The organism is Aeromonas sp. FDAARGOS 1415 (genome assembly GCF_019048365.1).
GTDB classification, from domain to species: Bacteria; Pseudomonadota; Gammaproteobacteria; order Enterobacterales; family Aeromonadaceae; genus Aeromonas; species Aeromonas taiwanensis.
Map to the genome: position 1 here is coordinate 3,791,306 of NZ_CP077363.1, position 23,245 is coordinate 3,814,550.

General features: G+C 65.2%; 16 protein-coding genes and 3 tRNA genes. 11 read left to right on the forward strand and 8 right to left on the reverse strand.

The features are described from left to right. Window positions 1-135 precede the first annotated feature (135 nt). Window positions 136-1,053, forward strand: coding sequence for a serine hydrolase (locus I6L45_RS17625; RefSeq protein WP_216982796.1), 918 nt, complete (start codon window positions 136-138; stop codon window positions 1,051-1,053). A gap of 384 nt (window positions 1,054-1,437) precedes the next feature. Next, window positions 1,438-2,691, forward strand: coding sequence for a D-amino acid dehydrogenase (locus I6L45_RS17630; RefSeq protein ID WP_210550017.1), 1,254 nt, complete (start codon window positions 1,438-1,440; stop codon window positions 2,689-2,691). Window positions 2,692-2,873: 182 nt separating this feature from the next. Here I6L45_RS17630 and I6L45_RS17635 read toward each other — a convergent pair whose 3' ends face one another. Next, window positions 2,874-4,007 (reverse strand): HPP family protein, encoded by a 1,134-nt coding sequence (locus I6L45_RS17635; protein WP_216982797.1) that lies wholly within the window; start codon window positions 4,005-4,007, stop codon window positions 2,874-2,876. Between the two features lie 271 nt (window positions 4,008-4,278). Further along, entirely contained in the window at window positions 4,279-6,543 is a 2,265-nt protein-coding gene (metE, locus tag I6L45_RS17640) for a 5-methyltetrahydropteroyltriglutamate--homocysteine S-methyltransferase (protein WP_216982798.1), read from the reverse strand. Between the two features lie 161 nt (window positions 6,544-6,704). Here metE and I6L45_RS17645 point away from each other — a divergent pair, with 161 nt between their 5' ends. Further along, on the forward strand, window positions 6,705-7,652 hold the full coding sequence (locus I6L45_RS17645) for a LysR substrate-binding domain-containing protein (protein WP_216982799.1): 948 nt from the start codon (window positions 6,705-6,707) through the stop codon (window positions 7,650-7,652). A gap of 58 nt (window positions 7,653-7,710) precedes the next feature. Here I6L45_RS17645 and I6L45_RS17650 read toward each other — a convergent pair whose 3' ends face one another. The 3 genes from I6L45_RS17650 to I6L45_RS17660 form a co-directional block, all read right to left on the reverse strand. Further along, a complete protein-coding gene (locus I6L45_RS17650) occupies window positions 7,711-8,475 on the reverse strand; it encodes a siderophore ferric iron reductase (protein WP_216984239.1) in 765 nt (254 codons plus the stop codon). A gap of 83 nt (window positions 8,476-8,558) precedes the next feature. Then, the gene (locus I6L45_RS17655) at window positions 8,559-10,700 is read right to left on the reverse strand and encodes a TonB-dependent siderophore receptor (protein ID WP_216982800.1); all 2,142 of its coding nucleotides are present in this window, start codon (window positions 10,698-10,700) and stop codon (window positions 8,559-8,561) included. 261 nt (window positions 10,701-10,961) lie between these two features. Continuing rightward, window positions 10,962-11,879 carry a helix-turn-helix domain-containing protein gene (locus tag I6L45_RS17660; protein ID WP_216982801.1) on the reverse strand — a complete coding sequence of 306 codons (918 nt, stop codon included), beginning with the start codon at window positions 11,877-11,879 and terminating at the stop codon, window positions 10,962-10,964. 214 nt (window positions 11,880-12,093) lie between these two features. On the opposite strand from I6L45_RS17660, the gene I6L45_RS17665 reads away from it, so the two are divergent. Then, window positions 12,094-12,834: an SDR family oxidoreductase gene (locus tag I6L45_RS17665; RefSeq protein WP_216982802.1), complete on the forward strand. Its 741-nt coding sequence runs from the start codon at window positions 12,094-12,096 to the stop codon at window positions 12,832-12,834. A gap of 58 nt (window positions 12,835-12,892) precedes the next feature. Here I6L45_RS17665 and I6L45_RS17670 read toward each other — a convergent pair whose 3' ends face one another. After that, window positions 12,893-13,792, reverse strand: coding sequence for a LysR family transcriptional regulator (locus tag I6L45_RS17670; RefSeq protein WP_216982803.1), 900 nt, complete (start codon window positions 13,790-13,792; stop codon window positions 12,893-12,895). 100 nt (window positions 13,793-13,892) lie between these two features. On the opposite strand from I6L45_RS17670, the gene I6L45_RS17675 reads away from it, so the two are divergent. The 3 genes from I6L45_RS17675 to I6L45_RS17685 all read left to right on the forward strand — a co-directional run bounded on the left by I6L45_RS17675 (window position 13,893) and on the right by I6L45_RS17685 (window position 17,256). After that, entirely contained in the window at window positions 13,893-14,531 is a 639-nt protein-coding gene (locus I6L45_RS17675) for an NAD(P)-dependent oxidoreductase (protein ID WP_216982804.1), read from the forward strand. A 415-nt stretch (window positions 14,532-14,946) separates the two neighbouring features. Next, window positions 14,947-15,996, forward strand: coding sequence for an isopenicillin N synthase family oxygenase (locus I6L45_RS17680; RefSeq protein ID WP_216982805.1), 1,050 nt, complete (start codon window positions 14,947-14,949; stop codon window positions 15,994-15,996). Between the two features lie 96 nt (window positions 15,997-16,092). Then, window positions 16,093-17,256, forward strand: a complete 1,164-nt coding sequence (locus I6L45_RS17685; RefSeq protein ID WP_216982806.1) for a PLP-dependent aspartate aminotransferase family protein — start codon at window positions 16,093-16,095, stop codon at window positions 17,254-17,256. A gap of 116 nt (window positions 17,257-17,372) precedes the next feature. On the opposite strand, the gene folD is transcribed toward I6L45_RS17685, so the two are convergent. Beyond that, a complete protein-coding gene (gene folD, locus I6L45_RS17690; RefSeq protein ID WP_043760043.1) occupies window positions 17,373-18,230 on the reverse strand; it encodes a bifunctional methylenetetrahydrofolate dehydrogenase/methenyltetrahydrofolate cyclohydrolase FolD in 858 nt (285 codons plus the stop codon). A gap of 202 nt (window positions 18,231-18,432) precedes the next feature. Between folD and I6L45_RS17695 the strand changes: the two genes are divergently transcribed. From I6L45_RS17695 to katG, 4 genes are all read left to right on the forward strand, one after another. After that, window positions 18,433-18,509 (forward strand) — tRNA-Pro (locus tag I6L45_RS17695). A 37-nt stretch (window positions 18,510-18,546) separates the two neighbouring features. Further along, window positions 18,547-18,623 (forward strand) — tRNA-Arg (locus tag I6L45_RS17700). 49 nt (window positions 18,624-18,672) lie between these two features. Beyond that, a tRNA-His gene (locus I6L45_RS17705) sits at window positions 18,673-18,748 on the forward strand. Window positions 18,749-19,361: 613 nt separating this feature from the next. Then, window positions 19,362-21,536: a catalase/peroxidase HPI gene (katG, locus tag I6L45_RS17710; protein WP_216982807.1), complete on the forward strand. Its 2,175-nt coding sequence runs from the start codon at window positions 19,362-19,364 to the stop codon at window positions 21,534-21,536. Window positions 21,537-21,798: 262 nt separating this feature from the next. Here the strand turns inward: katG and I6L45_RS17715 are convergent, their stop codons facing one another. Then, a complete protein-coding gene (locus I6L45_RS17715; RefSeq protein WP_216982808.1) occupies window positions 21,799-23,232 on the reverse strand; it encodes a 6-phospho-beta-glucosidase in 1,434 nt (477 codons plus the stop codon). Window positions 23,233-23,245: the final 13 nt, after the last annotated feature.

Here is a 23,245-nt window from a genome sequence, read left to right on the forward strand (position 1 = left end):
ATAGCCGTGAATTCGGCTATTTCAAGGTGCGCCAACCCATAAAATTGAAATATCGGGCCGCCAGACGTTGTGAAGCGTCAATTACCGTCATATAACTTAGCCAAATGTCCCTGTGAGTCGTAGTAGAGTCCAATCATGAACCTTCGCCCTTTTCTTCCCCTGCTGCTCGGCGCCTTCCTCCTTCCCGCCAGCATGGAAAGCGCCCATGCCAACCCGTTTTCTGCGACCTCTTCCTCCTCCCAACTGATTGCCCCACGCACCGATCTCGCCCTGAGATCTGATGCCTTCGTGGTCGCCAATCCGCGTACCGGCGAGATCCTGGCCGAGCGCAACGCCAATCGGGTAATGTCCATCGCCTCCATCACCAAGCTGATGACGGCCCTGGTGGTACTGGATGCCAACCTGCGCCTCAACGAGACCCTGACCGTCACCATGGACGACGTGGACAGGCTCAAGGGCACAGGCTCCCGCCTCGCGGTGGGCTCGCGCCTGAGCCGCGCCGACATGCTGCACATCGCCCTGATGTCGTCTGAAAACCGCGCCGCTTCCGCATTGGGACGGTACTACCCGGGCGGTCGCAAGGCCTTCATCGAGGCGATGAATGCCAAGGCCCGCATGCTCGGCATGTGGAGCACCCATTTCGCCGACAGCACCGGGCTCAACCCGCGCAACGTCTCCACCGCCCACGATCTCGCCAAGCTGGCCGCTGCCGCCTCCACCTACCCGCTGATCCGCCAATACACCGCCTCCGAGCAGCGCCTGGTGCGCAACGGCAAGCGCCAGTTGCACTATCGCAACTCCAACAGCCTGGTCCGGGAAGGCCAGTGGCCCGTTCTGGTTTCCAAGACCGGCTATATCCGCGAGGCGGGTCGCTGCCTGGTCATGGGGACCCGGGTCAGCAATGAACCCGTGGTCATGGTGCTGCTCCACGCCAACACCACGAACGAGCGGGTCGCCGACGCCCGGAAAATCAAGACCTGGCTGGAAACCTCCGGTCGCATGACCCTGACCGCCCAGTCCAGCCCAAGGCCCAAGCTGTTCAGCAACCAATAAGGTCCGTCAGACAACGAGGCCCCCGCATCGTCAGGTGCGGGGGCCTTTTCTTTGCAGCTTCACTTGCTGCATCAGCATTTATTGCTCAACACCTGATGTTCGACCCGCTGCCAGGCTGGCCCCACCCCACAGCCCTCTCACCGCTTGGCGATACCGCCCGGATCAACCGGCCGGGCACGCTCCCCGCTGTCGCCCTGCTGGCGACGACGCCCCCCTTCCCAACGCGGCCCAAGAACCAGCACTTAATGCCAATAATGATGAAAATTTCGATATTGAGAGCCAGTTAACAAAATGTGAATAGATATATATCCCAATTATATCTACACCAGTTGAATATCCTGTGGCGGCTTATTAAGGTGGAGGCCCCAGTCAAGGAGAGACAAGATGGACATAGTAGTACTCGGTGGTGGCGTGGTCGGCGTGACCAGCGCCTGGTATCTGGCCAAAGCCGGTCACAGGGTGACCCTGCTGGAGCGGCGTGATGGGGTGGCACTCGAAACAAGCCATGCCAATGCGGGTCAGATCTCCCCGGGTTATGCCTCTCCCTGGGCGGCTCCCGGCATCCCCCTCAAGGCCGCCAAGTGGATGCTGCAAAAGCACGCCCCCTTCACCGTGCGCCCGACCTCGGATCCCTTCCAGCTGCGCTGGATGCTCAAGATGTTCGCCAACTGCACCCCGGCCGCCTATGCGGTCAACAAGGGGCGCATGGTGCGTCTGGCCGAGTACAGCCGGGACTGCATGAAGGGGCTGAGAGAGGAGCTGGACCTCGACTATGAGGGGCGCCAACTCGGCACCCTGCAGCTGTTTCGCAGTCAGGCCCAGCTGGACGCCAGCCAGCGAGACATCGAGGTGCTGGAGGAGTACGGCGTTCCCTACCAGTCGCTGGATGCCGGCGGCTGCGAGGAGGTGGAACCCGCCCTGGCCCGGGTGCGGGGCAAGGTGGTGGGCGGCCTGCGCCTGCCGGGGGACGAGACCGGCGACTGCTTCCGCTTCACCAAGGCCATGGCTGCCGAAGCGCAGCGGCTCGGGGTCAAGTTCGTGTTCAACTGCGCCATCGACGAGGTCGAGCTCGCCCAGGGGCGCGCCGTGGCGGTGCGCGCCGGTGAGCAGCGCTTCAAGGCCGACGCCATCGTCTGTGCCCTCGGCAGCTATGGCACCGGCTTCCTGCGCCCCTTGGGGATCTCGCTCCCCGTCTACCCGGTCAAGGGCTACTCCCTCACCCTGCCGATGACGGATGCCGCCGGCGCCCCCCGCAGTACCGTGCTCGATGAGACCTACAAGGTGGCCATCACCCGCTTCGACGAGCGGATCCGGGTCGGCGGCATGGCGGAGCTGTCGGGCTACAACCTGGCCCTCAACCCGAAACGCCACGACACCCTGGCCATGGTCGTCGGCGATCTCTTCCCCGAGGGGGGCGACATCAGCCGCGCCGAGTTCTGGACCGGGCTGCGCCCCATGACGCCGGACGGCACGCCTCTGGTGGGGCCGAGCCCCATCCCGGGCCTGTGGCTCAACACCGGCCACGGCACCCTGGGCTGGACCATGGCGGCGGGCTCGGGCCAGTTGCTGAGCGATCTCATCTCCGGCACGGCGCCTGCCATCAGCGACGAGGGGTTGACCCTGGCCCGCTACGGCTAAGGCCTCTGCTGCCATCGCCTTGATAGAGAGAGGGAGTGCCAGGCACTCCCTCTCTTTTTATTCCTCGCGTGTCAGACCTCCCGTGCACGCCGGGCGACCAGGGCTGCGGCGGGCACCGCCATTGCAAAGACAGGTGCAGCCCCGGAACCGTAATGACAAGGGCCCCTCGCGGGGCCCCTTTCTTATGGATTGTCGGCACCTGGCTCCCGTTCTCGGGCCAGCCCGGGTTGCAGGGCCAGGGTGAAGAGGGCTGCCACCATGTCGGACTGGGTGATGATCCCCACCAGCTGGTCCCCCTCCACCACCGGCATGTGGTGCAGTCCGCCGTCGGAGAAAGCCTCCACCAGATCGTAGAGCGGCTGGTAGCGCCGCGCCGTCTGCACCTCCCGGGTCATCAGATCCGCCACAGTCAGCCCCTCGAGATCCGCTTGGGATCTAGGTTGCCGCTCCGCCCGGTCGATCATCAGGTCGTGCAGGGTAATGATGCCAAGCAACCTGCCCTCCTCGTCCGCCACCGGCAACGCCTTGATCTGATGCCGGGAGAGCAGGTGCCAGGCCGCCATGGCCGACGCGGTCGGCGCCGTGACGACGAGATCCCGCGACATCACATCCTGGCAGCGCACCGTGCCCACCCGCTCGCGCAGGGCGTGCAACTGGGCCTCCTGCAGCAGCTCCTGCAGATCCTGACGGTTGATGTCGAGGAGCTCCCCGTGTTTTTCCAGCGCAAAATCGATGTCCGTGGCCTGGGTCGCAAGGCGCTCGCTCGGCTGGGGATCGGCGGTCTGGTGCCGGTTGGGCGCCACCTTGCCGGTGTGGGGGTAGCGTCGTCCCAGCAGCCGGTTGTAGAAGAGGCCCATGGCCAGCAGCAACGAGGAGTTGAGCAACACCGGCAGCAGCACATAGCCCACCCCCAGCGCCCGGATCCCCTCGCCACCGATGACGGCGGTCAGGGCCACCGCCCCGCCGGGGGGATGCAGGCTGCGGGTGAGGAACATGGCGGCGATGGCCAGCATCACCGCCAGGGCCGAGGCGATCGTCAGATCCGGCACCAGGCTGGCGCTCAACACCCCCATCAGCGCCGAGACGCCGTTGCCCACCAGGATGGACCAGGGCTGCGCCAGGGGGCTCGCCGGGGCGGCAAACAGCAGCACGGCGGAGGCCCCCATGGGGGCGATCAGCCAGTGCACCTCAAGCCCTAGCCCCCAGCGGCACAGCCAGGCGGTGCCCAGCAAACCGACCAGGGCGCCGAGGGCACCATAACAACTCTCTTTGATGCTGGTATTGGTCGATACCGGCAAGAAATCCCTGAACTGCATCCTGCTCCCGCTGTCGATAACATTTATTTCAAATGCGCAATTCTAGCCAACTTCCACCGCCGAGCACCAGCGTCCCCGTCGCCCGGGTACCCTCACCCCTTGTCGGAATCTGGTGATCAAGCCTCCCATTGCCATCGGCTGCCGCAGACCTGGCGCAGGAACATTCCATCAGCACGCAAGACACGAAAAAAAGAGGGAAGGCTCTCGCCTTCCCTCTCTCGTCACTCTGTCTGTTCCGTGCCCCGGTGTTTCACCGGGCCAGTCAGGGCCGTCAGGCCAGCTCGGCGCGCAGTGCCCGGGTCGCGTCGACCATCACCTTGAGGGCGGCGGTGGTCTCATCCCAGCCGCGGGTCTTGAGGCCGCAGTCCGGGTTGACCCAGAGCCGGTCCGCCGGGATCTGCTTGGCGGCCTTGCGGATCAGATCCTCAATCCAGCCCTGGCTCGGCACGTTCGGGGAGTGGATGTCGTAGACGCCCGGCCCGATTTCGTTGGGGTAGTTGAAGCGCTCGAACGCCTCGAGCAACTGCATCTGGCTGCGGCTGGTCTCGATGGTGATGACGTCCGCGTCGAGTGCCGCCACCGCCTCGATGATGAGGTTGAAGTCGCTGTAGCACATGTGGGTGTGGATCTGGGTGCTGTCCACCACAGGGCTCGCGCTCAGGCGGAACGCCCGCACCGCCCAGTCCAGATAGGCCTGGTGATCCTGCTTGCGCAGGGGCAACCCTTCGCGGATCGCCGGCTCGTCGATCTGGATGATCTTGATGCCGGCGGCTTCCAGATCCGCCACCTCGTCGCGAATGGCCAGGCCAATCTGCAGGGCGGACTGCTCGCGGCTCACGTCTTCCCGCGGGAAAGACCAGCAGAGGATGGTCACGGGACCGGTCAGCATCCCCTTCACCGGCTTCTCGGTCAGGCTCTGGGCAAACTGGGTCCAGGCCAGGGTCATGGGGGTCGGACGGTCGATGTCACGGGTGATCACCGGCGGCTTGACGCAGCGGGAGCCGTAGCTCTGTACCCAGCCGAAGCGGGTGATGGCAAAGCCGTCCAGCAGCTCGCCGAAATACTCCACCATGTCATTGCGCTCGGCCTCGCCATGTACCAGCACGTCCAGCCCGATGGCCTCCTGACGTTCGATGGCATCCTTGATCTGGGCCTGGATGCCCGCCTCGTAGGCACCGTTGTCGATGCGACCGGCACGCCACTCCTGGCGCAGCCCCCGGATCGCGGCGGTCTGCGGGAAGGAGCCGATGGTGGTGGTGGGCAGGAGCGGCAGCTTGAGATCCGCGCGCTGGGCCTCGGCACGCACCGGGTAGACGCTCTGGCGGCTGAAGTCGCTGTTGGTGAGGCTGGCCAGGCGCGACTGCACCGCCTTCTTGTGCACCCGGCTGTCGGACTCCCGATCGACGATGGGCTGGCTGTAGGCCGCAATCTTGTCCAGATCCCCGCCATCCAGATAGTCCGCCAGCAGTCCCAGCTCATAGCACTTCTGCAGGGCGAAGGCGAACCAGCTGCGGGTCTGGGGATCCAGCTCGTGCTCCAGGGTGAGATCCACCGGGCTGTGCAGCAGGGAGCAGGAGGAGCCGACCCAGAGGCGCTCGCCGAGCTTCTCTTTCAGTGCCTTGAGGGTCGGGGCCAGCCTGGCCAGGTTGGCGCGCCAGACGTTGCGGCCGTTGATGACGCCAGCCGAGAGCACCCACTGGGCCGGCAGGTGCGGGACCAGCGTCTCGAGCTGCTCGGGGGCCGCCACCAGATCCAGGTGCAGGCCGTCCGCCTTCAGGCTGGTGATGATGTCGCGCTGATGGGCCACAGAGCCGAAGTAGGTGGTGAGCAGCAGCTTGCAGGGACCGCTCAGGCGCTCATACGCCTTGAGGTAGGCCAGACGCCATTCGTCCGGCAGATCCAGGGCCAGGGCCGGCTCGTCGATCTGTACCCACTCCACGCCCTGAGCGGCCAGTTTCGCCAAAATTTCCTGATAGACGATAAGCAGGCGCTCCAGCAGCTCGAGACGGGAGAAACCGCTCTCTTTTTCCTTGCCGAGCCAGAGGTAGGAAACGGGGCCCAGCAGCACCGCCTTGACCGGCAGCCCCAGGGCCTTGGCCTCTTCCACCTCGTCAAACAGCTGGCTCCAGCCCAGCTTGAAGCGCTGATCGCGGCTGAACTCGGGCACCAGGTAGTGGTAGTTGGTGTTGAACCACTTGGTCATCTCGGCGGCGGCGGCGGCGGGGCCGGTCGGCGCACGGCCACGGGCCACCCGGAACAGGGTGTCGAGATCGGTGTCGCCGTGGCGGTGACGGGCGGGCACCGCATCCACCAGCAGGCTGGTACCCAGCACCTGATCGTACCAGGCGAAGTCGCCCACCGGCAGCAGGTTGACCCCGGCGGTGCGCTGTGCCTGCCAGTGACGCTCACGCAGGCTCTTGCCCACGGCAACGAGTTCGGCCTGGGTGGTCTCGCCACGCCAGTAGGATTCGAGGGCAAATTTCAGCTCGCGCTTGGCGCCGATACGGGGGAAGCCCAGGGTGTGTGCTCGTGTCATAGGTCCAATTCCTTATGCTCATTCATCTGATGGGAAACTGGATGATTTGGCCATCCAGATGTTTACACATCCAGAATGACGAGATAAGGTGGCCTTGGCTATTGAATCCTCTTCAACTGGCTCTCAAGAATTTCTCAACTGACGCACAAAGGAGCAGTGCCATGGGTGTGCCCAACCAGTCCAACAACCCTGCAAGCAGCAATCCGGGCATCGATCTCAAACACCTGAAGACCATCAGCGCCCTGGCCGAGCAGGGGTCGCTGGCCGGGGCGGCGCTCACCCTCAACCTCACCCAGTCCGCCCTCTCCCATCAGCTCAAGGAGCTGGAGACCCGCCTCAACCTGGAGCTGTTTCTTCGCAAGAGCCGCCCCCTGGTGCTGACGGCAGCGGGGCAGCATCTCCTCGCCCTGGCCCGTCAGGTGCTGCCCGCCCTGGCGCTGACCGAGCGCCAGTTGCAGGCCCTGCACAGCGGCGACGCGGGCAGGCTGCACCTGGCCCTGGACTGCCACAGCTGCATCCAGTGGCTGCTGCCGCTGCTGCCGGACTTTCGCCGCCAGTGGCCCGGGGTGGATCTGGAGGTGGAGTCGGTGCCGGGCTTTGACGCCATCAGCGCCCTGCTCGGCGGCCAGCTCGATCTGCTGCTCACCTCCGACGTGCAGGCTCGCGGGGATCTGCACTTCGAGCCCCTGTTCGCCTTCGATCTCACCCTGGTGATGGCACCGGATCACCCCCTCTGCCAGCGGCGCACCATAGTGCCGGAGGATCTTCGCCAGGAGGTGTTGCTGGTCTACCCGGTGGAGCGCGCCCGCATGGACGTGTTCAGCCGCTTCCTGCAGCCGGCCGGGGTGGAGCCCGCCCGCTGCAAGCCGGTGGACAACACCTCTGTGATGCTGCAGATGGCCGCCGCTGGCCTCGGGGTCGCCGCCCTGCCCCGCTGGGCCAGCGACGAGTTCGTGCGCCAGGGGCTGCTCGAGGCGCGCCCGCTCGGAGAGGGCGTGCGCCGCCATATGTATGGCGCGGTGCGGGCCGCCGATCGGGATCAGGCCTGCCTGCAGAGCCTGTTCGAGCGCATTCGCACCCGGATGGGAAGCGCGCCGCAGGAGGCATGAAAAAAGCCGCCCAGGGCGGCTCTCATACCAATGATTCCCCGGGATCCACTCCCGGGCATCACCCCTCTGAACAGCTCACGGCCCCCTGCCGCCTCGGGCAGTTGCCGCAGAGATCCCCGTCCCGACGCTTGTAGTGCAGGCAGCAGCGCTGGCGCACATAGCCCGGGAGGCCATCCAGGGGCAAGGCGGCCGGGCGCCAGCCCGCCAGATGCTCGTCAGGCAGGCCGCAGGCGGCGAGCCAGAGTGGCGCGTGGGCCGCGACCGCCTCCCGGCGCACCTCCCCGAAGAACTCGGGCACCCGCACCAGGGCCGCCAGCAGATCGTCGGCCAGGAGCGGGCGCACGAAGCCGGGCCGCAGCCGCTGCCCCTCCCCGACGAGCGCGAGCAGTCCCTGCCAGTGGGCCTGCAGCCGCTCCCCCGCCACTGCGATCAGGGTCTCCACCTCTCCCTTGATCATGGGCTCCAGGGGCAGGCAGAAGCCGGACACCAGCCCCGCCTCATACCACTGTCCCAGCCTGTCCAGCGCGGGCACGGCCTTGTGCCGGTAAACCGCCACCATGGCAAGATAGATGGACTGCCAGCAGAGCATGCCCCAGCTGCGGGTCAGCCAGTAGGCCGGGCCCGCCTCCGGGTGTGCCTGCCGCCAGTGATCATGCAGGGCCACCGCCACCTCGCCGGGGGTGTTGCACGCGGACGCCGTCAGCAGCGGGGGCTGACTGCCCGCCACCCGCCCTTGCCCCTTGAGGGAAGGGATCAGCGCAGCCGCGGCTGCAAACAGGGCGTCGTGCTCCGCCGCCCGGGAATGTTCGCCATGCAGCGCCAGCGCGCCGAGGCCGCGCTGCCGGGCGCTCTCGCGGCCATCGCCGCCGAAGGGTGAATGCCCCGGACGCGGCCCGGGGCGCAGGGTCAGAATGCGTATTTGAGTCGCGCCTCCACGCTTCGCTCGGCCCCGAACCAGCAGTTGTTCTGGTCATAGCAGGAGTAGTAGGTCTTGTTGAACAGGTTGCTGGCGCTGAGTGACACCCCCACCCCCTTCAGGCTCGCGCTGAGGGCGGCCAGCTCATAGGAGGCGGACATGTCCATCAGGAGGTAGTCCGGCACCTTGCCCGTGTTGGCGGCATCGATCTCGGCCTCCCCCACGTAGCGTAGGCCGGTGCCCACCCGCATCCCCTCAAGGCTGCCCCCCAGCTGGTAGTTGCTCCACAGCGACGCCATCTGCCTTGGCACCCAGACCGGGGTCTTGCCCTGCAGGCTGGTGGTGTCCCGGGTGATCTCCATGTCCATCAGGGTGTAGCTGGCGGTCAGGTCCAGCCTGCTGGTGAGATCGGCGCGCCCCTCCAGCTCGATGCCCCGGGAGACGGTCTCCCCGGTCTGCAGCTTGGGCCCGTAGACGTTGTCCGGATCCGTCACCAGGGCGTTCTCCTTGGTGATGTGGAAGGCGGAGAGCGTGGCCGTCTTGCTCATGTCCTCGGAGAGGAACTTGAGCCCCCCCTCCCACTGCTGACCGGTGGCCGGCTTGAACGCCTTGCCATTCTTGTCTGCCCCCGGTACCGGCTCGAAGCTCTCGGCATAGCTCACGTAGGGCGAGAGGCCGTTATCCAGCTCGTAGAGCGCCCCCAGGCGGAAGGAGAGGTTGTCCTGATCGATCTGGGCCAGGGACTGGCTGTCCGCCCCCTGATAGAGGGTCCGGCTGTCGGTGTCCATCCGGTAGCGGTCGTAGCGGGCACCGCCGATGGCCACCAGCCGGTCGAGGCGCACCTGATCCTGCAGATAGACGCCACTCTGGGACTGGCGGATCACCTTCTTATCCTGATAGTTGAAGGTGAGCGCCCCGGGCACTATCTGGCTGTGGTCCGGATTGAAGATGTCGATGGCGGGCGCCGAGTAGTCGAGCGTATCCCGGTAGAGCACGTGGGCATCCAGGTACTGGTAGTCGACCCCGAGCAGCAGGTTGTGCTGGGCCGCGCCGGTCTGCACCTTGCCCGCCAGCTGGTTGTCGATGACGAAACCGCGGGAGTCCTCATCGGTGAGATAGGCATTGCGGGCCAGGGTGCGGTTGTCCGCCCCCAGGGCCGCGTTGTAGGTGTTGCGCTGATAGGCGGACGCATCCATGTAACGGGCATTCTGCAGCACCTGCCAGCTCGCGTTGAAGTCGTGGCTCAGCTTGTAGCCGACCAGAGTCACCTCACGGTTGTACTCGTTCCAGTTCTCGTCCCCGAGGAAGGTGTCGCTGCCGAGCTGCCCCAGGGGATTGATCTTGACCGAGCCGCTGGCGGGCACAGTGGTGTAGATACCCGCCTCGGGATCTTTCTGGTAGTAGAGGTTGAGGTTCAGCAGGGTCTGCTCGCCGAGCTGCCAGTCCAGGGACGGTGCGAAAACGTAGCGCTCCTCTTCGGAGGTCACCGCCTGCCCCTCCTTCTGGCGAGCCAGCCCCACCACCCGGTAGGCAAGCCTGTCGTTGATGGCCCCCGTGCTGTCCAGGGTCATCTCCTTGAGATCGCCGGTGCCGCTCGCCAGGCTCACGCTGTGGCTGGCCTCCCGCTGGGGGCGCTTGGCGATGAGGTTGACCATGCCGCCCGGCGGCATGCTGCCATAGAGCACCGAGGTCGGCCCCTTGAACACCTCCAGCTGCTCGATGGCCACCGGATCTATCTGGGGTTGCAGGTTCCACTCGTTGTACTGCAGCAGCAGGCCGTCATAGAAGTTCTGGTAGTTGTCAAAGCCGCGGATGTTGAACAGATCCAGCCGGTTCACGGCCCCACCGCGCAGCTCGGTGTTGACCCCGGGCACGTAGCGCAGCGCCTCGCTCACCGAACTCACGCCCCGCTGCTCCAGGGTCTCGCCGTCCACCACCGAGATCGCCTGGGGTGTCTCGACGGGGTCGAGCCGGCTCTTGGTCGCGGTATTGCGATAGGTCTGACCGAGCACGGTCAGGGTCTCGTCGGCGCGCGCCGCTTCCTGACTCGCGGGGGCGGCCAACACGGCACCGGACAACAGGGTGGAGATGGTCGCGGCGACCACGGTCAATGGGGGGTGAACAAGTTGCATCTGATCCTCGACTGCCAACTGCGTGTGAATAGTAACAAATATCATTTGCATTTTATTGTTCTATTTCGCCCCGGAATTAACAATTTGGGGCATGTTGGCGGGAAACGCAGAGAGATCAGGAGGAAGTCAGTCTCAAATGACAAGACTCATTGGCAACGAACGGCGCTGGTGAGTTCAAATGGCTATCGGTCTCGGCACCAGCACGCCTTGGGTTCGGGGGAACAGACTGATGACGCCGGCAGGAGAGGCACAAACAGGCGCTCAAGCTCCCCCGCAAGGGGCGACGGGCAGCCAGTACTCCATGCGGGCATCCACCTGTCGGCCGTCGAATTCCGTGGGGTAGCGCTCCAGCTCGAAACCGTCCAGGCCCCGGTAACCGGAGGTGGGCAGCCAGTGCAGGATGAACCAGGTGAGGGTCCGGGCCAGCTCGTCGATGGGCCCCACATGGGTGATGACCGCGTACTCCTGGGGCGGCACCCGCAGTCGTGCAAGGCCTGCGGGCATCACCTCCTCCTCCCCCGCCGGAACCCCGGCCCAGTAGGGCAGCAACGCCTCGCCCGCCGTCGACACATCCACCACCCCCAGCAGCTCGCCGGACGAACCCAGGCCCCCCGCCTCGCGCAGGGCGCGCCAGATCGCGGGCACCGTCTGCTGAAAGTCCGGCGACGGAGCAAACAGCCCCCGGATCGTCCCCCTCACCCCGTGCAGCACGAAGCCCGGACGGCTCTCCACCCGCACCTGGACCCATTTCGGGTTAAGGATCGGCGCTGTCTGGGCCCGGGCCAGCGGCAGGGAGAGCCCCAGCCGCAGCCCCCGCTTGCGATAGGCCAGCGGCGAGCAGCCGAACTGCTGCTTGAAGGCGCGGCTGAAGCTCACCTCGGAGCCAAAACCATGGCCGAGCGCCAGATCCAGCACCCGCTGCCGGGTCGAGAGCAGGGCCTCTGCCGCCTGGCTCAGCCTGAGCTCGCGCACGTAGTGGGCCACCGTCTGGCCGGTCTCGTGCAGGAACACCCGCTGCAGCTGCCAGCGGGACCAGCAGCTCTGCTCCGCCAGCTGTTCCAGGGAGAGCGGCTGATCCAGGTTGGCGTGGATGTAGTCCAGCACCCGCTCGATGCGGGTGAAGTGGGCATGGGTCTCCGGTGCCGGGCCGGGAGATGGAAGAGGAAGTGTCGGTGTCATGATGCGTGCGGATCACAGCCTGCCGGGATGAGAGCGCCCATTAAACATGGCCGCCCTGCCCGCGGCAAGGGGGAGCCGGCGACGGATAAAGGGGCGCGGCTCACGCCAACCCGTCACAAAAGTGACGCCTTCTCCTGTCACAGTGGATACGGACAAGGTTATCAATTGCCCGTGCAGGGCATCCTTTCGTCGCGACATGCCAGGGAGAGCCAGGATGAAGAAAATTGCCGTGATCACCGGAGCCCGTGGCGGCATCGGCACCGCCATCACCACCGCCCTGCTGGAACAGGGGTATCGCATCGTCGCCACCCACTCCAGCACCAGCGCGGCGGCGGCGCGGGAGTGGTTCAACGACCAGGGGCATCATCCGGATCGGGTGCGGCTGCTGGCGCTGGACGTGGCCGACACTGCCATGTGCCGCGAGACCCTGGGCCGACTGCTGCAGGAGGAGGGACGGGTCGACGTGCTGGTGAACAACGCCGGCATCACCCGGGATGGCGCCTTCAAGCGGATGACGCCGGATCAGTGGTTCGAGGTGATCCACACCAATCTGTGCAGCCTCTACAACGTGACCCAGCCGCTGTTCGACGCCATGTGCGAGCAGCGCGATGCCCGCATCATCAACATCTCCTCGGTCAATGGCCAGAAGGGGCAGTTCGGTCAGGTCAACTACTCGGCGGCCAAGGCGGGCATGCTGGGCTTCACCAAGGCGCTGGCGGCGGAGGGGGCCCGCTTCGGGGTCACGGTCAACGCCATTGCCCCCGGCTACACCGCCACCCCCATGGTGGCGGCGATCCGCACCGACGTGCTCGACAGCATCAAGGCCGATATCCCCATGCGCCGTCTGGCCAAGCCGGAGGAGATCGCCGCCGCCGTGGCCTTCCTCGCCAGCGAAGCGGGGGCCTATATCACGGGGGAAACCCTGGCCATCAACGGCGGCCTCTACATGAAATAAGCCCGCGCGAGGCGTCGGGGGCGGCCGGGGGAACCCGGCCGCCCCTTTTCATTACCGCTTACTGGGCGCGGCTCTGGCCGTGCTCGGCGAAGTGGCTTCGCAGGGCGCTGATCACCCGGCGCACCTTCTCCGGGATCTCCCGCTGGGGCGTGATGGCGTGGATCTCCATGGCGGGCGCCTGAAAGCCCGGCAGCAGCGCCAGCAGGCGGCCCGAGGCGAGATCCTCCTCGATCTCCCCCTCGGGTTGCAGCGAGATCCCCTGCCCCGCCAGGGTGAACTGGCGCAGGGGCAGCACGTTGTTGCACAGCACCCTGGGCTTGGGTCTGAGCCGGTGGGGTTGCCCCTTGTCGTCCAGCAGGAGCAGGCTCCCGCCCAGCATGTCCGAGGCCAGCCAGTCGTGGGTCAGCAGATCCACCGGCGTGCGCGGCGTGCCCTTGCGCGCCAGATAGGCGGGCGAGGCGCACAGCAGCATCCGGGTCTGACCCAGTCTGCGGGCCACCAGGGTGGAATCTTCGAGTGTCCCGACCCGCAGCGCCACGTCGATACGCTCCTTGATGAGATCCCGCTTGCCGTCGTCGGCGATGATCTGGATGCACAGGCCCGGGTGCGCCTGCAGCAGCGGTGAGAGCGCCCGCGCCAGCGGCTGCCCCGCCATCCCCACGGGCGCGGTGATCCGCACCTCCCCGAGCAAGCTGTCGCGCACCTCCGAGAGGCGCAGCTCGGTCTGGTTCAGGGTCTGGCGCAGGGACTGGCACCCCTGCCACACCACCTCCCCCGCCTCGGTCAGGCTGAGGCGGCGGGTGGAGCGGTGCAGCAGGGGCAGGCCGAGCAGTCCCTCTAGCTGGCCGATGTGCTGGCTGACGGCGGACGGGGTCATGCCGAGGGCCTTGGCGGCGCCGGTCATGCTGCCCGACTCCACCACGGCGGCGAAGATGGCGTAGCGTCTGAGCTGATCCATTATGAAGCCTTGCTTACAAGTGAATGCAATTTATAGTGGATTATTAAATCACATCCGGGGGCGTAGGATAGCCTCATTCCAACAGTGAAGGAGAATCCCCATGAAAATTGCCCTGATCGGTGCCAGCGGTTTTGTCGGTTCCACCATCCTCCAGGAGGCCGTCAGCCGCGGCCACCACGTCACCGCCATCGTGCGCGACATCAGCAAGATTGCCCCCCACCCGCAGGTCACCGCGGTGGCGGTGGACGCCCAGGACAGCCAGGCCCTGGCCGGGATCATCGAGGGGCACGATAGAGTGATCAGCGCCTACAACCCGGGCTGGACAGTGCCGGACATCTACGACCAGTACCTCAAGGGCGCCAGCGCCATCGTGGCCGCCGCCGTCGCGGCCAAACGCTGGCTGCTGGTGGTCGGCGGTGCCGGCAGCCTGGAGATCGCCCCCGGCGTGCAGCTGGTGGATACCCCGGACTTCCCGGCCGAGTGGAAACAGGGAGCCCTGGCGGCCCGCGACGGCCTCACCACCCTTCGCCGTGAAGCCGCCCTCGACTGGCGCTTCGTCTCCCCGCCCGTGTTCCTGGAACCCGGCGAGAAGCGCGGCGGCTACCGGCTCGGCTCCGATCAGGTGCTGTTTGACGGAGACAAACCCGCTAGCATCACGGTCGGGGATCTGGCGGACGGCGTGCTGAACGAGGCGGAAAAGCCGGCCCACCTGCGCCAGCGCTTCACCCTGGGATATTGAGCCGCCTGCGGCAAAGCGATGGGGTATCGCCGCCAATCAGGGGCCTGGCCCCGCCATGAGAAAGAGGGAGGCCTGGGCCTCCCTCTTTGCGTGCTGTCGCTCGGTCATCCGGCCGCCCTTGTCCCCTTACCATCTTGCCGCCCGGGGCCCCTTATCTGACCCCGCCTTCGGGAGCCCCCCGCCAGACGGTCGACTGCTTCGGTCAGTGCATTCGGCCAACTCATTCGGCCAAGATGGGCCCGAGCCGCGTTCTGGCCGCCACCCCGAATGGGCATCGAATTCTATTTCGAATTTTGTATATAACTAAGAATAATTTATTGTTTCGCACTTATAACACCGAACAGTAGCATCACCCTCAATCCATCTGGCGCCCCTGTGCTGACAGGTCACGCCCCCGGAACATGAGGAGATGCCCATGACATACCCATCGCTGCCGCTCATCGATTTCGCCGCCCTCCAGGGCGCCCCTGACGCGCGCAACCAGATGCTGGCCACGCTCGGCAAGGCGGCCCGCGAGGTGGGCTTCTTCTATCTGGTGGGCCACGGCCTGAGTGAATCGGCGCAGCGGGAGACACTGGCGCTCGCGGCCCGCTTCTTCGCCCTGCCTGCGCAGGAGAAGCTGGCGGTGCAGATGGTGCACTCCCCCCACTTTCGCGGCTACAACCAGGTGGGGGCCGAACTCACCCGGGCGCGGCCGGATCTGCGGGAGCAGTTCGACATCATGAACGAAGAGGCGGCCCTCGACGCCGCCACCCTGACCCAGCCCTGGCAGCGGCTCACCGGCCCCAACCAGTGGCCCGCCGCCCTGCCCGGGATGAAGGCGCAGTTGCTGGCGTGGCAGGAGAAGCTGAGCGACATCAGTCTCACCCTGCTGGCCGCCTTCGCCGAGGTGCTGGCGCAGCCGGCCGGGGTGTTCGACGAGAGCATCCGCGGTGCCCCCTACCAGCACATGAAGCTCATTCACTACCCGGGGCGCGAGGCGGGTGGTAGCGGTCAGGGGGTCGGCGCCCACAAGGATCCCGGCTACCTGACCCTGGTGATGCAGGACGAACACTCCGGGCTCGAAGTGGAGACGGCGAACGGCTGGATCCCGGCGCCGCCCGTGCCGGGGGCCCTGGTGGTCAACATCGGCGAGCTGCTGGAGCTGGCGTCCGACGGCTACCTCAAGGCCACCCTGCACCGGGTGGTGAGCCCGCCGCCCGGGGTATCGCGCCTCTCCTGCGCCTTCTTTATGGCGGCAAGGCTGGATGCGACTGTGCCACTGCTTAGCCTCTCCCCCGAGCTGGCGGCACTGGCCGAAGGACCCCAGAGCGATCCCGCCAACCCGCTCTTCTATCAGGTGGGGGAGAACGTGCTCAAGGGGAGGCTGCGCTCCCACCCGGATGTGGCGGCCCGCCACTATGGCGCCCCGATGGCGCAGGGCCGTGAACGGACGGCAGGTAGCGTGCGGACCGAGCCCGCCTGAATTTGCCATATTGATGACAGGGCGGGACGCCGCGGCGCCCCGCCAATCCATGACACAAGCAGTTGGGCCACGGCCTGGCAATGACGGAGTAACACGATGAAATTCAAGACCATGAGCGTGCACAGCGGCCAGCGGATCGATCCCCAGACCGGCGCCCTCACCACCCCGCTCTACCAGAGCAGCACCTTCAGCTACTTCAATGCCCAGACGGGCAAGGAGCGCTTCGCCGGTCAGGCCCCCGGCTTCATCTACAGCCGCTTTGGCAACCCCACCACCGCCGAGCTGGAGCAGAAGCTGGCAGCACTGGAGGGGGCAGACGAGGCCCTGGTGGTGGCGAGTGGCATGGCGGCGGTGAGCGCCATCATGTACGCCCTGGCGGACAGCGGCGATGAAGTGGCCTATATCGGCCCCCTCTACGGCGGCACAGATGCGTTTCTCAAGCAGACCTTCAGCCGTGCCGGCATCAAGATCACCGCCTACGATAGCGATCAGGATCTGCTGGCCAACATCCGCCCGGCCACCAAGGTGGTACTGTTCGAAACCCTGACCAACCCCACCCTCAAGGTGGTGGATCCCCGGGTGGTGGTGGAGGCGGCCCGCAAGGTGGGCGCCATCACCGTCTGTGACAACACCTTCCTCACCCCCTATCTGCTGCGCCCGCTGGAGCTCGGGGTCGATCTGGTGATGCACAGCGGCACCAAGTACCTGGGCGGTCATGGCGACATCATCGCCGGGGTGGTGGCGGGCTCTCACGCGCTGATGAAGTCGGTGCGCACCGTGGCCCTCAAGCACATCGGCTCCCCCATAGGCCCGCAGGAGGCCTACCTGCTGCAGCGCGGGGTCAAGACCCTGCCCCTGCGCATGGATGCCCACCTGCACAACGCCCAGAAGGTGGCCGACTTCCTGGCCGCCCATCCGGCGGTGAAGAAGGTGATCTACCCTGGGCTCGCGAGCCATCCTGGCCACGACGCCCTCGGCGCCTTCGCCAGCGGTTTTGGCGGCATGGTGAGCATCGAGCTGGAGGGGGGGTTTGCGCGCTGCGCCACCCTGCTCGACAACCTGCAGCTGTTCGTGCAGGCGGTGAGCCTGGGGGATCTCGAGAGCCTGGCCTGCCATCCAGCCAGCACCACCCACGCCGCCATGGACGAGGCGAGCCGCCTCGCCGCCGGGGTCAATGACGATCTCATCCGCTTTAGCATCGGGGTGGAGGATGCCGACGATCTGATCGCCGATCTGGCCGCCGCCCTGGCCCTGATCTGACCCCAGTCGCCACGCTCAACAGGCGCCGCGCAATAAAAAAGGGAAGGCCAGGCCTTCCCTTTCTCTTGTCTGCTTGTCTATGTCGCCGACCCTGTTCGCCCAGGCGACACACTGGCTCAGGCGTCGTGATAGTCCTGGCAGGCGCTCAGGGTATTCTCCATCAGGCTGGCCACCGTCATGGGCCCCACGCCCCCCGGTACCGGGGTGATGAAGGCGGCGTGATTGCGCGCCGTTTCATACTCCACGTCCCCCACCAGGGAGCCGTCCGCCAGGCGGTTGATGCCCACGTCGATCACCAGGGCGCCCGGTTTGACCCACTCCCCCGGAATAAAGTTGGGCTTGCCCACCGCCACCACCAGCAGATCGGCCCGGCGCACCTGGGTCTCCAGATCCTGGGTGAAGCGGTGGCAGGTCGTGGTGGTGCAGCCGGCCAGCAGCAGCTCCAGCGTCATCGGGCGCCCCACTATGTTGGAGGCCCCGACCACCACCGCATGCAGACCGTGGGTCTTGACGCCGGTGGTCTCGATCAGAGTCATGATCCCCTTGGGGGTGCAGGGGCGCAGCGCCGGGATGCGCTGGGCCAGACGACCCACGTTGTAGGGGTGGAAGCCATCCACGTCCTTGTCGGGACGAATGCGCTCCAGCACCTGGGTAGTGTCGCAGTGGGCCGGCAGGGGGAGCTGCACCAGGATGCCATCCACTTCCGGATCCCCGTTGAGCTGGTCGATCAGCGCCAGCAACTCCTCCTGAGTGGCAGTGGCACTCAGGTCATAGGAGCGGGAGACAAAGCCCACCTCTTCACAGGCACGACGCTTGCTGCCCACATAGACCTGGGACGCCGGATCCAGCCCCACCAGGATCACCGCCAGACCCGGTGCCCGCTTCCCCTGAGCCAACCGCTGTTGGACTTGCGCTGCGACCTGATTGCGAATCGTTTGCGCAACCTGTTTTCCATCAATGATTTTGGCAGACATCGTTCTTCACTCACCATGTGTTCAACTGCGCGCATTGTCGCATTTTTTTGGCGCGGGTGTTAGCAGCTCTCGCCTGACGGGCAATAAGTAGGCACTTGAATTTACTGGCGGAAAAAGTCGTTGACGCTGACTTTGGCGCTTGGGTATGATGCCCGCCCGTTGCCCAGTCGTACCGTCCCCGGTATGCTGGACAGTGAATTTTCGGTGATTAGCGCAGCCCGGTAGCGCATCTGGTTTGGGACCAGAGGGTCAAAGGTTCGAATCCTTTATCACCGACCAGGTTCATCGGGAAGTCCTCCGGATTTCTTGATACAACGCGCCCTTAGCTCAGTCGGATAGAGCAACGGCCTTCTAAGCCGTGGGTCGCAGGTTCGAATCCTGCAGGGCGCGCCATCAATGTCGCGGCGTTATAATAAGCGCACATTGACGGCAGATTTCAGTGGTGGCTGTAGCTCAGTTGGTAGAGTCCCGGATTGTGATTCCGGTTGTCGTGGGTTCGAGCCCCATCAGCCACCCCATTATTCCCCCAGGTTGCCCACAACCTGATGATGCGACACTGCGGTGTCGCCTTGACCGGCCCAGTGCCGGTCTTTTTGTTTTTACGCTCTTCTCCCTTTTTCCTATTTCTCTTCCCCCCTCTTTATCTCTTTGCTCCCCTATCTCTCACTCTCTGGGGGCGCCTCCTGGAGGCGCAATCTGCCCGTCTTGGCCCCTTTCCCCACTTTTATCCATTATCCCTCTACGCTTTATACCGTCGTCAGGCCGGGTGATGCGGCTCGAGTGCCTGGGTCACAGAAATGGACGAAAGCACCAGCCAGAGCCCGTGATCCCGGCATGCCATGACACAGCGCAAATTTCGGGGCTGGCGCCCATGATATAGATAAATAAATCAATAAGATCCCAGATCCCGCCGAAACAGGGTCACGGCAGATCGCCAAACTCGATGGCCGTGATTCATCTTTTCGTAATCCATTCCCATCAAATTCAATCAATCAATTGAAAAGCAAGGAGTAATTGAAAATCCACCCGTCGTGGCGAGAGGAAAACAGCCTCATGGTACCCCACCGTCCGGTGGAAATGTTTCCATACTAAGTTGTCAGCAATGTAGATGCCCTCCAAGGAGAGACCGAGATGAGTGAAGAAAGCAAATGCCCCTTCAACCACACCGCCGGCGTCGGCAGAACCAATCGTGATTGGTGGCCGAACCAGTTGCGGCTGGATCTGCTGCACCAGCATTCCACCAGCTCCGATCCCATGGGCAAGGATTTCGACTACGCCAAGGCCTTCGCGAGCCTCGACTATCAGGCCCTCAAGAAAGACCTGGTCAAACTGATGACAGATTCCCAGGAGTGGTGGCCGGCGGACTTCGGTCACTACGGCCCCCAGTTCATCCGCATGACCTGGCACGCCGCGGGTACCTATCGCACCACAGACGGTCGCGGTGGCGGCGGTCGCGGTCAGCAGCGCTTCGCCCCGCTCAACAGCTGGCCGGACAACGTCAACATCGACAAGTCGCGCCGCCTGCTCTGGCCCATCAAGCAGAAGTACGGCAACAAGATCTCCTGGGCCGATCTCTTGATCCTCGCCGGCAACGTCGCCCTGGAGAGCATGGGATTCCGCACCTTCGGGTTCGGCGGTGGTCGCCCGGACGTGTGGGAGCCGGATCAGGACGTGAACTGGGGGGATGAAATCGCCTGGCTCGGGGTCGACCCGGATCGGGTCAAGGGGGACCGCGAGCTCACCGCCCCCTTCGGCGCCACCCACATGGGTCTCATCTACGTCAACCCGGAAGGACCGAACGCCAGCGGCGACTATATGGAGGCGGCCAAGGACATCCGCTCCACCTTCGGTCGCATGGCGATGAACGATGAAGAGACGGTGGCCCTCATCGCCGGCGGTCACACCTTCGGCAAGGCCCACGGCGCCGCGCCGGAATCCCACAAGGGACCTGAGCCGGAAGCCGCCCCCCTGGAGGCCCAGGGCCTCGGCTGGATGAGCAATTACGGCAGCGGCCACGGCAAAGACACCGTATCCAGCGGCCTCGAGGTGACCTGGACCAAGACCCCGGCCCTGTGGAGCAACAACTTCTTCGAGAACCTGTTCAAGTACGAGTGGGAACTGACCAAGTCGCCGGCCGGCGCCAAGCAGTGGGTGGCCAAGGATGCGCCCGAGATCATTCCCGATGCGCACATCCCGGGCAAGTTCCACAAGCCGACCATGCTCACCACCGACCTGACCCTGCGCTTCGACCCCGAGTTCGGCAAGATCTCCCGCCACTTCTACGAGGATCCGCAGGCCTTCGCCGATGCCTTCGCCCGTGCCTGGTTCAAGCTGACTCACCGTGACATGGGACCCATCGCCCGCTACCTGGGGCCGGAAGTGCCCAAAGAGGAGCTGATCTGGCAAGACCCCATCCCCGCCGTCAATCATCCCCTGATCGATGACAAGGACGTGGCCATGCTCAAGGAGAAGATCCTGGCGGCCTCCCTGTCCGTGGCCGAGCTGGTGTCGACCGCCTGGGCCTCTGCCTCCACCTTCCGCGGCTCCGACAAGCGTGGCGGCGCCAACGGTGCCCGCATCCGCCTCGCCCCGCAAAAGGATTGGGCCGTCAACCAGCCGGCCCAGCTCGCCAAGGTGCTGCAGGCCCTCGACGGGATCCAGCAGGCCTTCAACGCCTCGGCCACCGGTGGCAAGCGGGTATCCCTCGCCGACCTCATCGTGCTGGCAGGCGGCGTGGGGGTCGAGCAGGCCGCCAAGCTGGCCGGTGTCGCCGTGACGGTGCCCTTCGCTCCCGGCCGGATGGATGCCTCACAGGCCCAGACGGATGTCGACTCCTTCGCCGTGCTCGAACCCCTCGCCGACGGGTTCCGCAACTACGCGGGCGAGTGCGCGGGCTTCGCGGAGGCCATGCTGATCGACAAGGCGCAGCTGCTCACCCTGAGCGCGCCGGAGATGACGGTACTGGTAGGTGGCATGCGGGTGCTCGGCACCAATGCGGGCAACTGCCACGGGGTCTTTACCGCCACCCCGGGCACCCTCTCCAACGACTTCTTCGTCAACCTGCTGGATATGGGCACGGAGTGGAAGCCGGCGGCGGGCAGCCCGGGTGTCTATGAAGGCAGTGATCGCCAGAGCGGCAAGGTCAAGTGGACCGGCTCCCGGGTCGATCTGGTGTTCGGATCCAACTCCCAGCTGCGCGCCCTGGCCGAGGTGTACGCCAGTACGGATGCCAAGGAGAAGTTCGTGAAGGACTTCGTGGCGGCCTGGACCAAGGTGATGAACCTGGATCGCTTCGACCTCGCCTGAGGACGCTTACAGGCGCCCCGTTCCCGACGCCCCGGGAACGGGGCGTTTTTTATGGATCGCCTCCAGCTCCCTACCTCTTTCCCCTCTTCTCGCGGCGATAGAGCTCCCTTCACCAGCCCCCTCACGACCAGGACCGTCCCCTCTCCCTTCCACACAACGCGCCAATAAAAAGCCTCCATCAGGTTCCTACGCCGTGATGGAGGCCGTGATGGAGGCTGCGATGACCGTGGCCTGTCAGGCCAGCTCGACTCGGTCTGCCGGGTCAGAGCGTCTCGCCGTTGCTGGCGATGACCTGCCGATACCAGTCGAAGCTGCGCTTTCTGGTGCGGGCGAAGCTGCCGCTACCATCGTCATGCCTGTCCACGTGGATGAAGCCATAGCGCTTGCTGTACTCCCCCGTGGTGAAGGAGACACAGTCCAGGCACCCCCAGGGGGTGTAGCCCATCACCTCCACCCCGTCCTCGACGATGGCGAGCTTCATCTGCTCGATGTGGGCTCGTAGATAGGCGATGCGGTAGTCATCGTCGATCTCGCCCTGCTCATTCTTGACGTCCCGCGCCCCGAAGCCGTTCTCGACGATGAAGAGCGGTTTCTCGTAGCGCCCGTAGAGCTGGTTCAGGGTGTAGCGCAGCCCTACGGGGTCTATCTGCCAGCCCCACTCTGACGCCTTCACATGGGGATTGGGCACGCTGCCCTCGAAGCCCGACAGGGCGGTGCCCGTGCCGGCCCACAGGGCCCGCACCGCGTTGCTCATGTAGTAGCTGAGCCCGATGTAGTCGGCGCAGCCCGCCCGCAGTATCTCTTCGTCCTCCGGCTCCATCGCGATCCGGTAGCCCTTGCGTTGCCATTCCCTGCGGATATAGGCGGGGTAATGGCCGCGCATGTGCACATCCCCGAACAGGAAGCGCTCGCGCATGGCGATCTCGGCATACATGACGTCGTCCGGGTGGCAGGAGTAGGGATAGAGCGGCACCATGGCCAGCATGCAACCGATCTGCAAGTCCGGATTGATGGCATGGCCCAGGCTGACCACCCTGGCGCTCGCCACGAACTGGTGGTGCAGCACCTGGTACATGCACTCCTCCGGGTTCGGCTCCTGGGGATAGATGACCCCGGAGCAGCAGTAGCCGAACAGGGGGACCTTCCAGTTGCGCTGGTTGTTGATCTCGTTGAAGGTCATCCAGTATTTGACCTTGTGCTGGTAGCGGCGCAGCACCACCTCGCTGAAGCGCACGAAGAAGTCCACCAGCTTGCGGCTCTTCCAGCCGCCGTATGCCGTCACCAGGTGGTTGGGCATCTCGAAGTGAGAGAGGGTGATGACGGGCTCGATGCCATGGCGCAGCAACTCGTCAAACATATCGTCATAGAAGCGCAACCCCTCCTCGTTCGGTTCCAGCTCGTCCCCCAACGGGAAGATGCGCGACCAGGCGATGGAGGTACGAAAACACTTGAAGCCCATCTCGGCAAACAGTGCGATATCGTCCCGATAGCGGTGGTAGAAATCCACCGCCTCGTGGTTGGCGTAGCGATGGCCTTCTTCAATCTTGTCGGTGATGATGCGCTCCACCCCGTGGGCGCCGCTGGTGAGCACGTCGACGATGCTCATCCCCTTGCCCCCCTGATCCCAGCCCCCTTCGACCTGATGGGCGGCAACCGCCCCGCCCCACATAAAATCTTTCGGCAATGCGTTCTTCATGACTTGTCACTCC

What these genes read in the sequence shown, in the direction of transcription:
- I6L45_RS17665 (WP_216982802.1), top strand. Translation starts at nt 12,094, where the DNA reads ATGAAGAAAATTGCCGTGATCACCGGAGCCCGTGGCGGCATCGGCACC.
- I6L45_RS17680 (WP_216982805.1), top strand. Translation starts at nt 14,947, where the DNA reads ATGACATACCCATCGCTGCCGCTCATCGATTTCGCCGCCCTCCAGGGC.
- I6L45_RS17715 (WP_216982808.1), bottom strand. Translation starts at nt 23,232, where the DNA reads ATGAAGAACGCATTGCCGAAAGATTTTATGTGGGGCGGGGCGGTTGCC.
- katG (WP_216982807.1), top strand. Translation starts at nt 19,362, where the DNA reads ATGAGTGAAGAAAGCAAATGCCCCTTCAACCACACCGCCGGCGTCGGC.
- I6L45_RS17630 (WP_210550017.1), top strand. Translation starts at nt 1,438, where the DNA reads ATGGACATAGTAGTACTCGGTGGTGGCGTGGTCGGCGTGACCAGCGCC.
- folD (WP_043760043.1), bottom strand. Translation starts at nt 18,230, where the DNA reads ATGTCTGCCAAAATCATTGATGGAAAACAGGTTGCGCAAACGATTCGC.
- I6L45_RS17655 (WP_216982800.1), bottom strand. Translation starts at nt 10,700, where the DNA reads ATGCAACTTGTTCACCCCCCATTGACCGTGGTCGCCGCGACCATCTCC.
- I6L45_RS17660 (WP_216982801.1), bottom strand. Translation starts at nt 11,879, where the DNA reads ATGACACCGACACTTCCTCTTCCATCTCCCGGCCCGGCACCGGAGACC.
- I6L45_RS17645 (WP_216982799.1), top strand. Translation starts at nt 6,705, where the DNA reads ATGGGTGTGCCCAACCAGTCCAACAACCCTGCAAGCAGCAATCCGGGC.
- I6L45_RS17670 (WP_216982803.1), bottom strand. Translation starts at nt 13,792, where the DNA reads ATGGATCAGCTCAGACGCTACGCCATCTTCGCCGCCGTGGTGGAGTCG.
- I6L45_RS17685 (WP_216982806.1), top strand. Translation starts at nt 16,093, where the DNA reads ATGAAATTCAAGACCATGAGCGTGCACAGCGGCCAGCGGATCGATCCC.
- I6L45_RS17635 (WP_216982797.1), bottom strand. Translation starts at nt 4,007, where the DNA reads ATGCAGTTCAGGGATTTCTTGCCGGTATCGACCAATACCAGCATCAAA.
- I6L45_RS17625 (WP_216982796.1), top strand. Translation starts at nt 136, where the DNA reads ATGAACCTTCGCCCTTTTCTTCCCCTGCTGCTCGGCGCCTTCCTCCTT.
- I6L45_RS17675 (WP_216982804.1), top strand. Translation starts at nt 13,893, where the DNA reads ATGAAAATTGCCCTGATCGGTGCCAGCGGTTTTGTCGGTTCCACCATC.
- metE (WP_216982798.1), bottom strand. Translation starts at nt 6,543, where the DNA reads ATGACACGAGCACACACCCTGGGCTTCCCCCGTATCGGCGCCAAGCGC.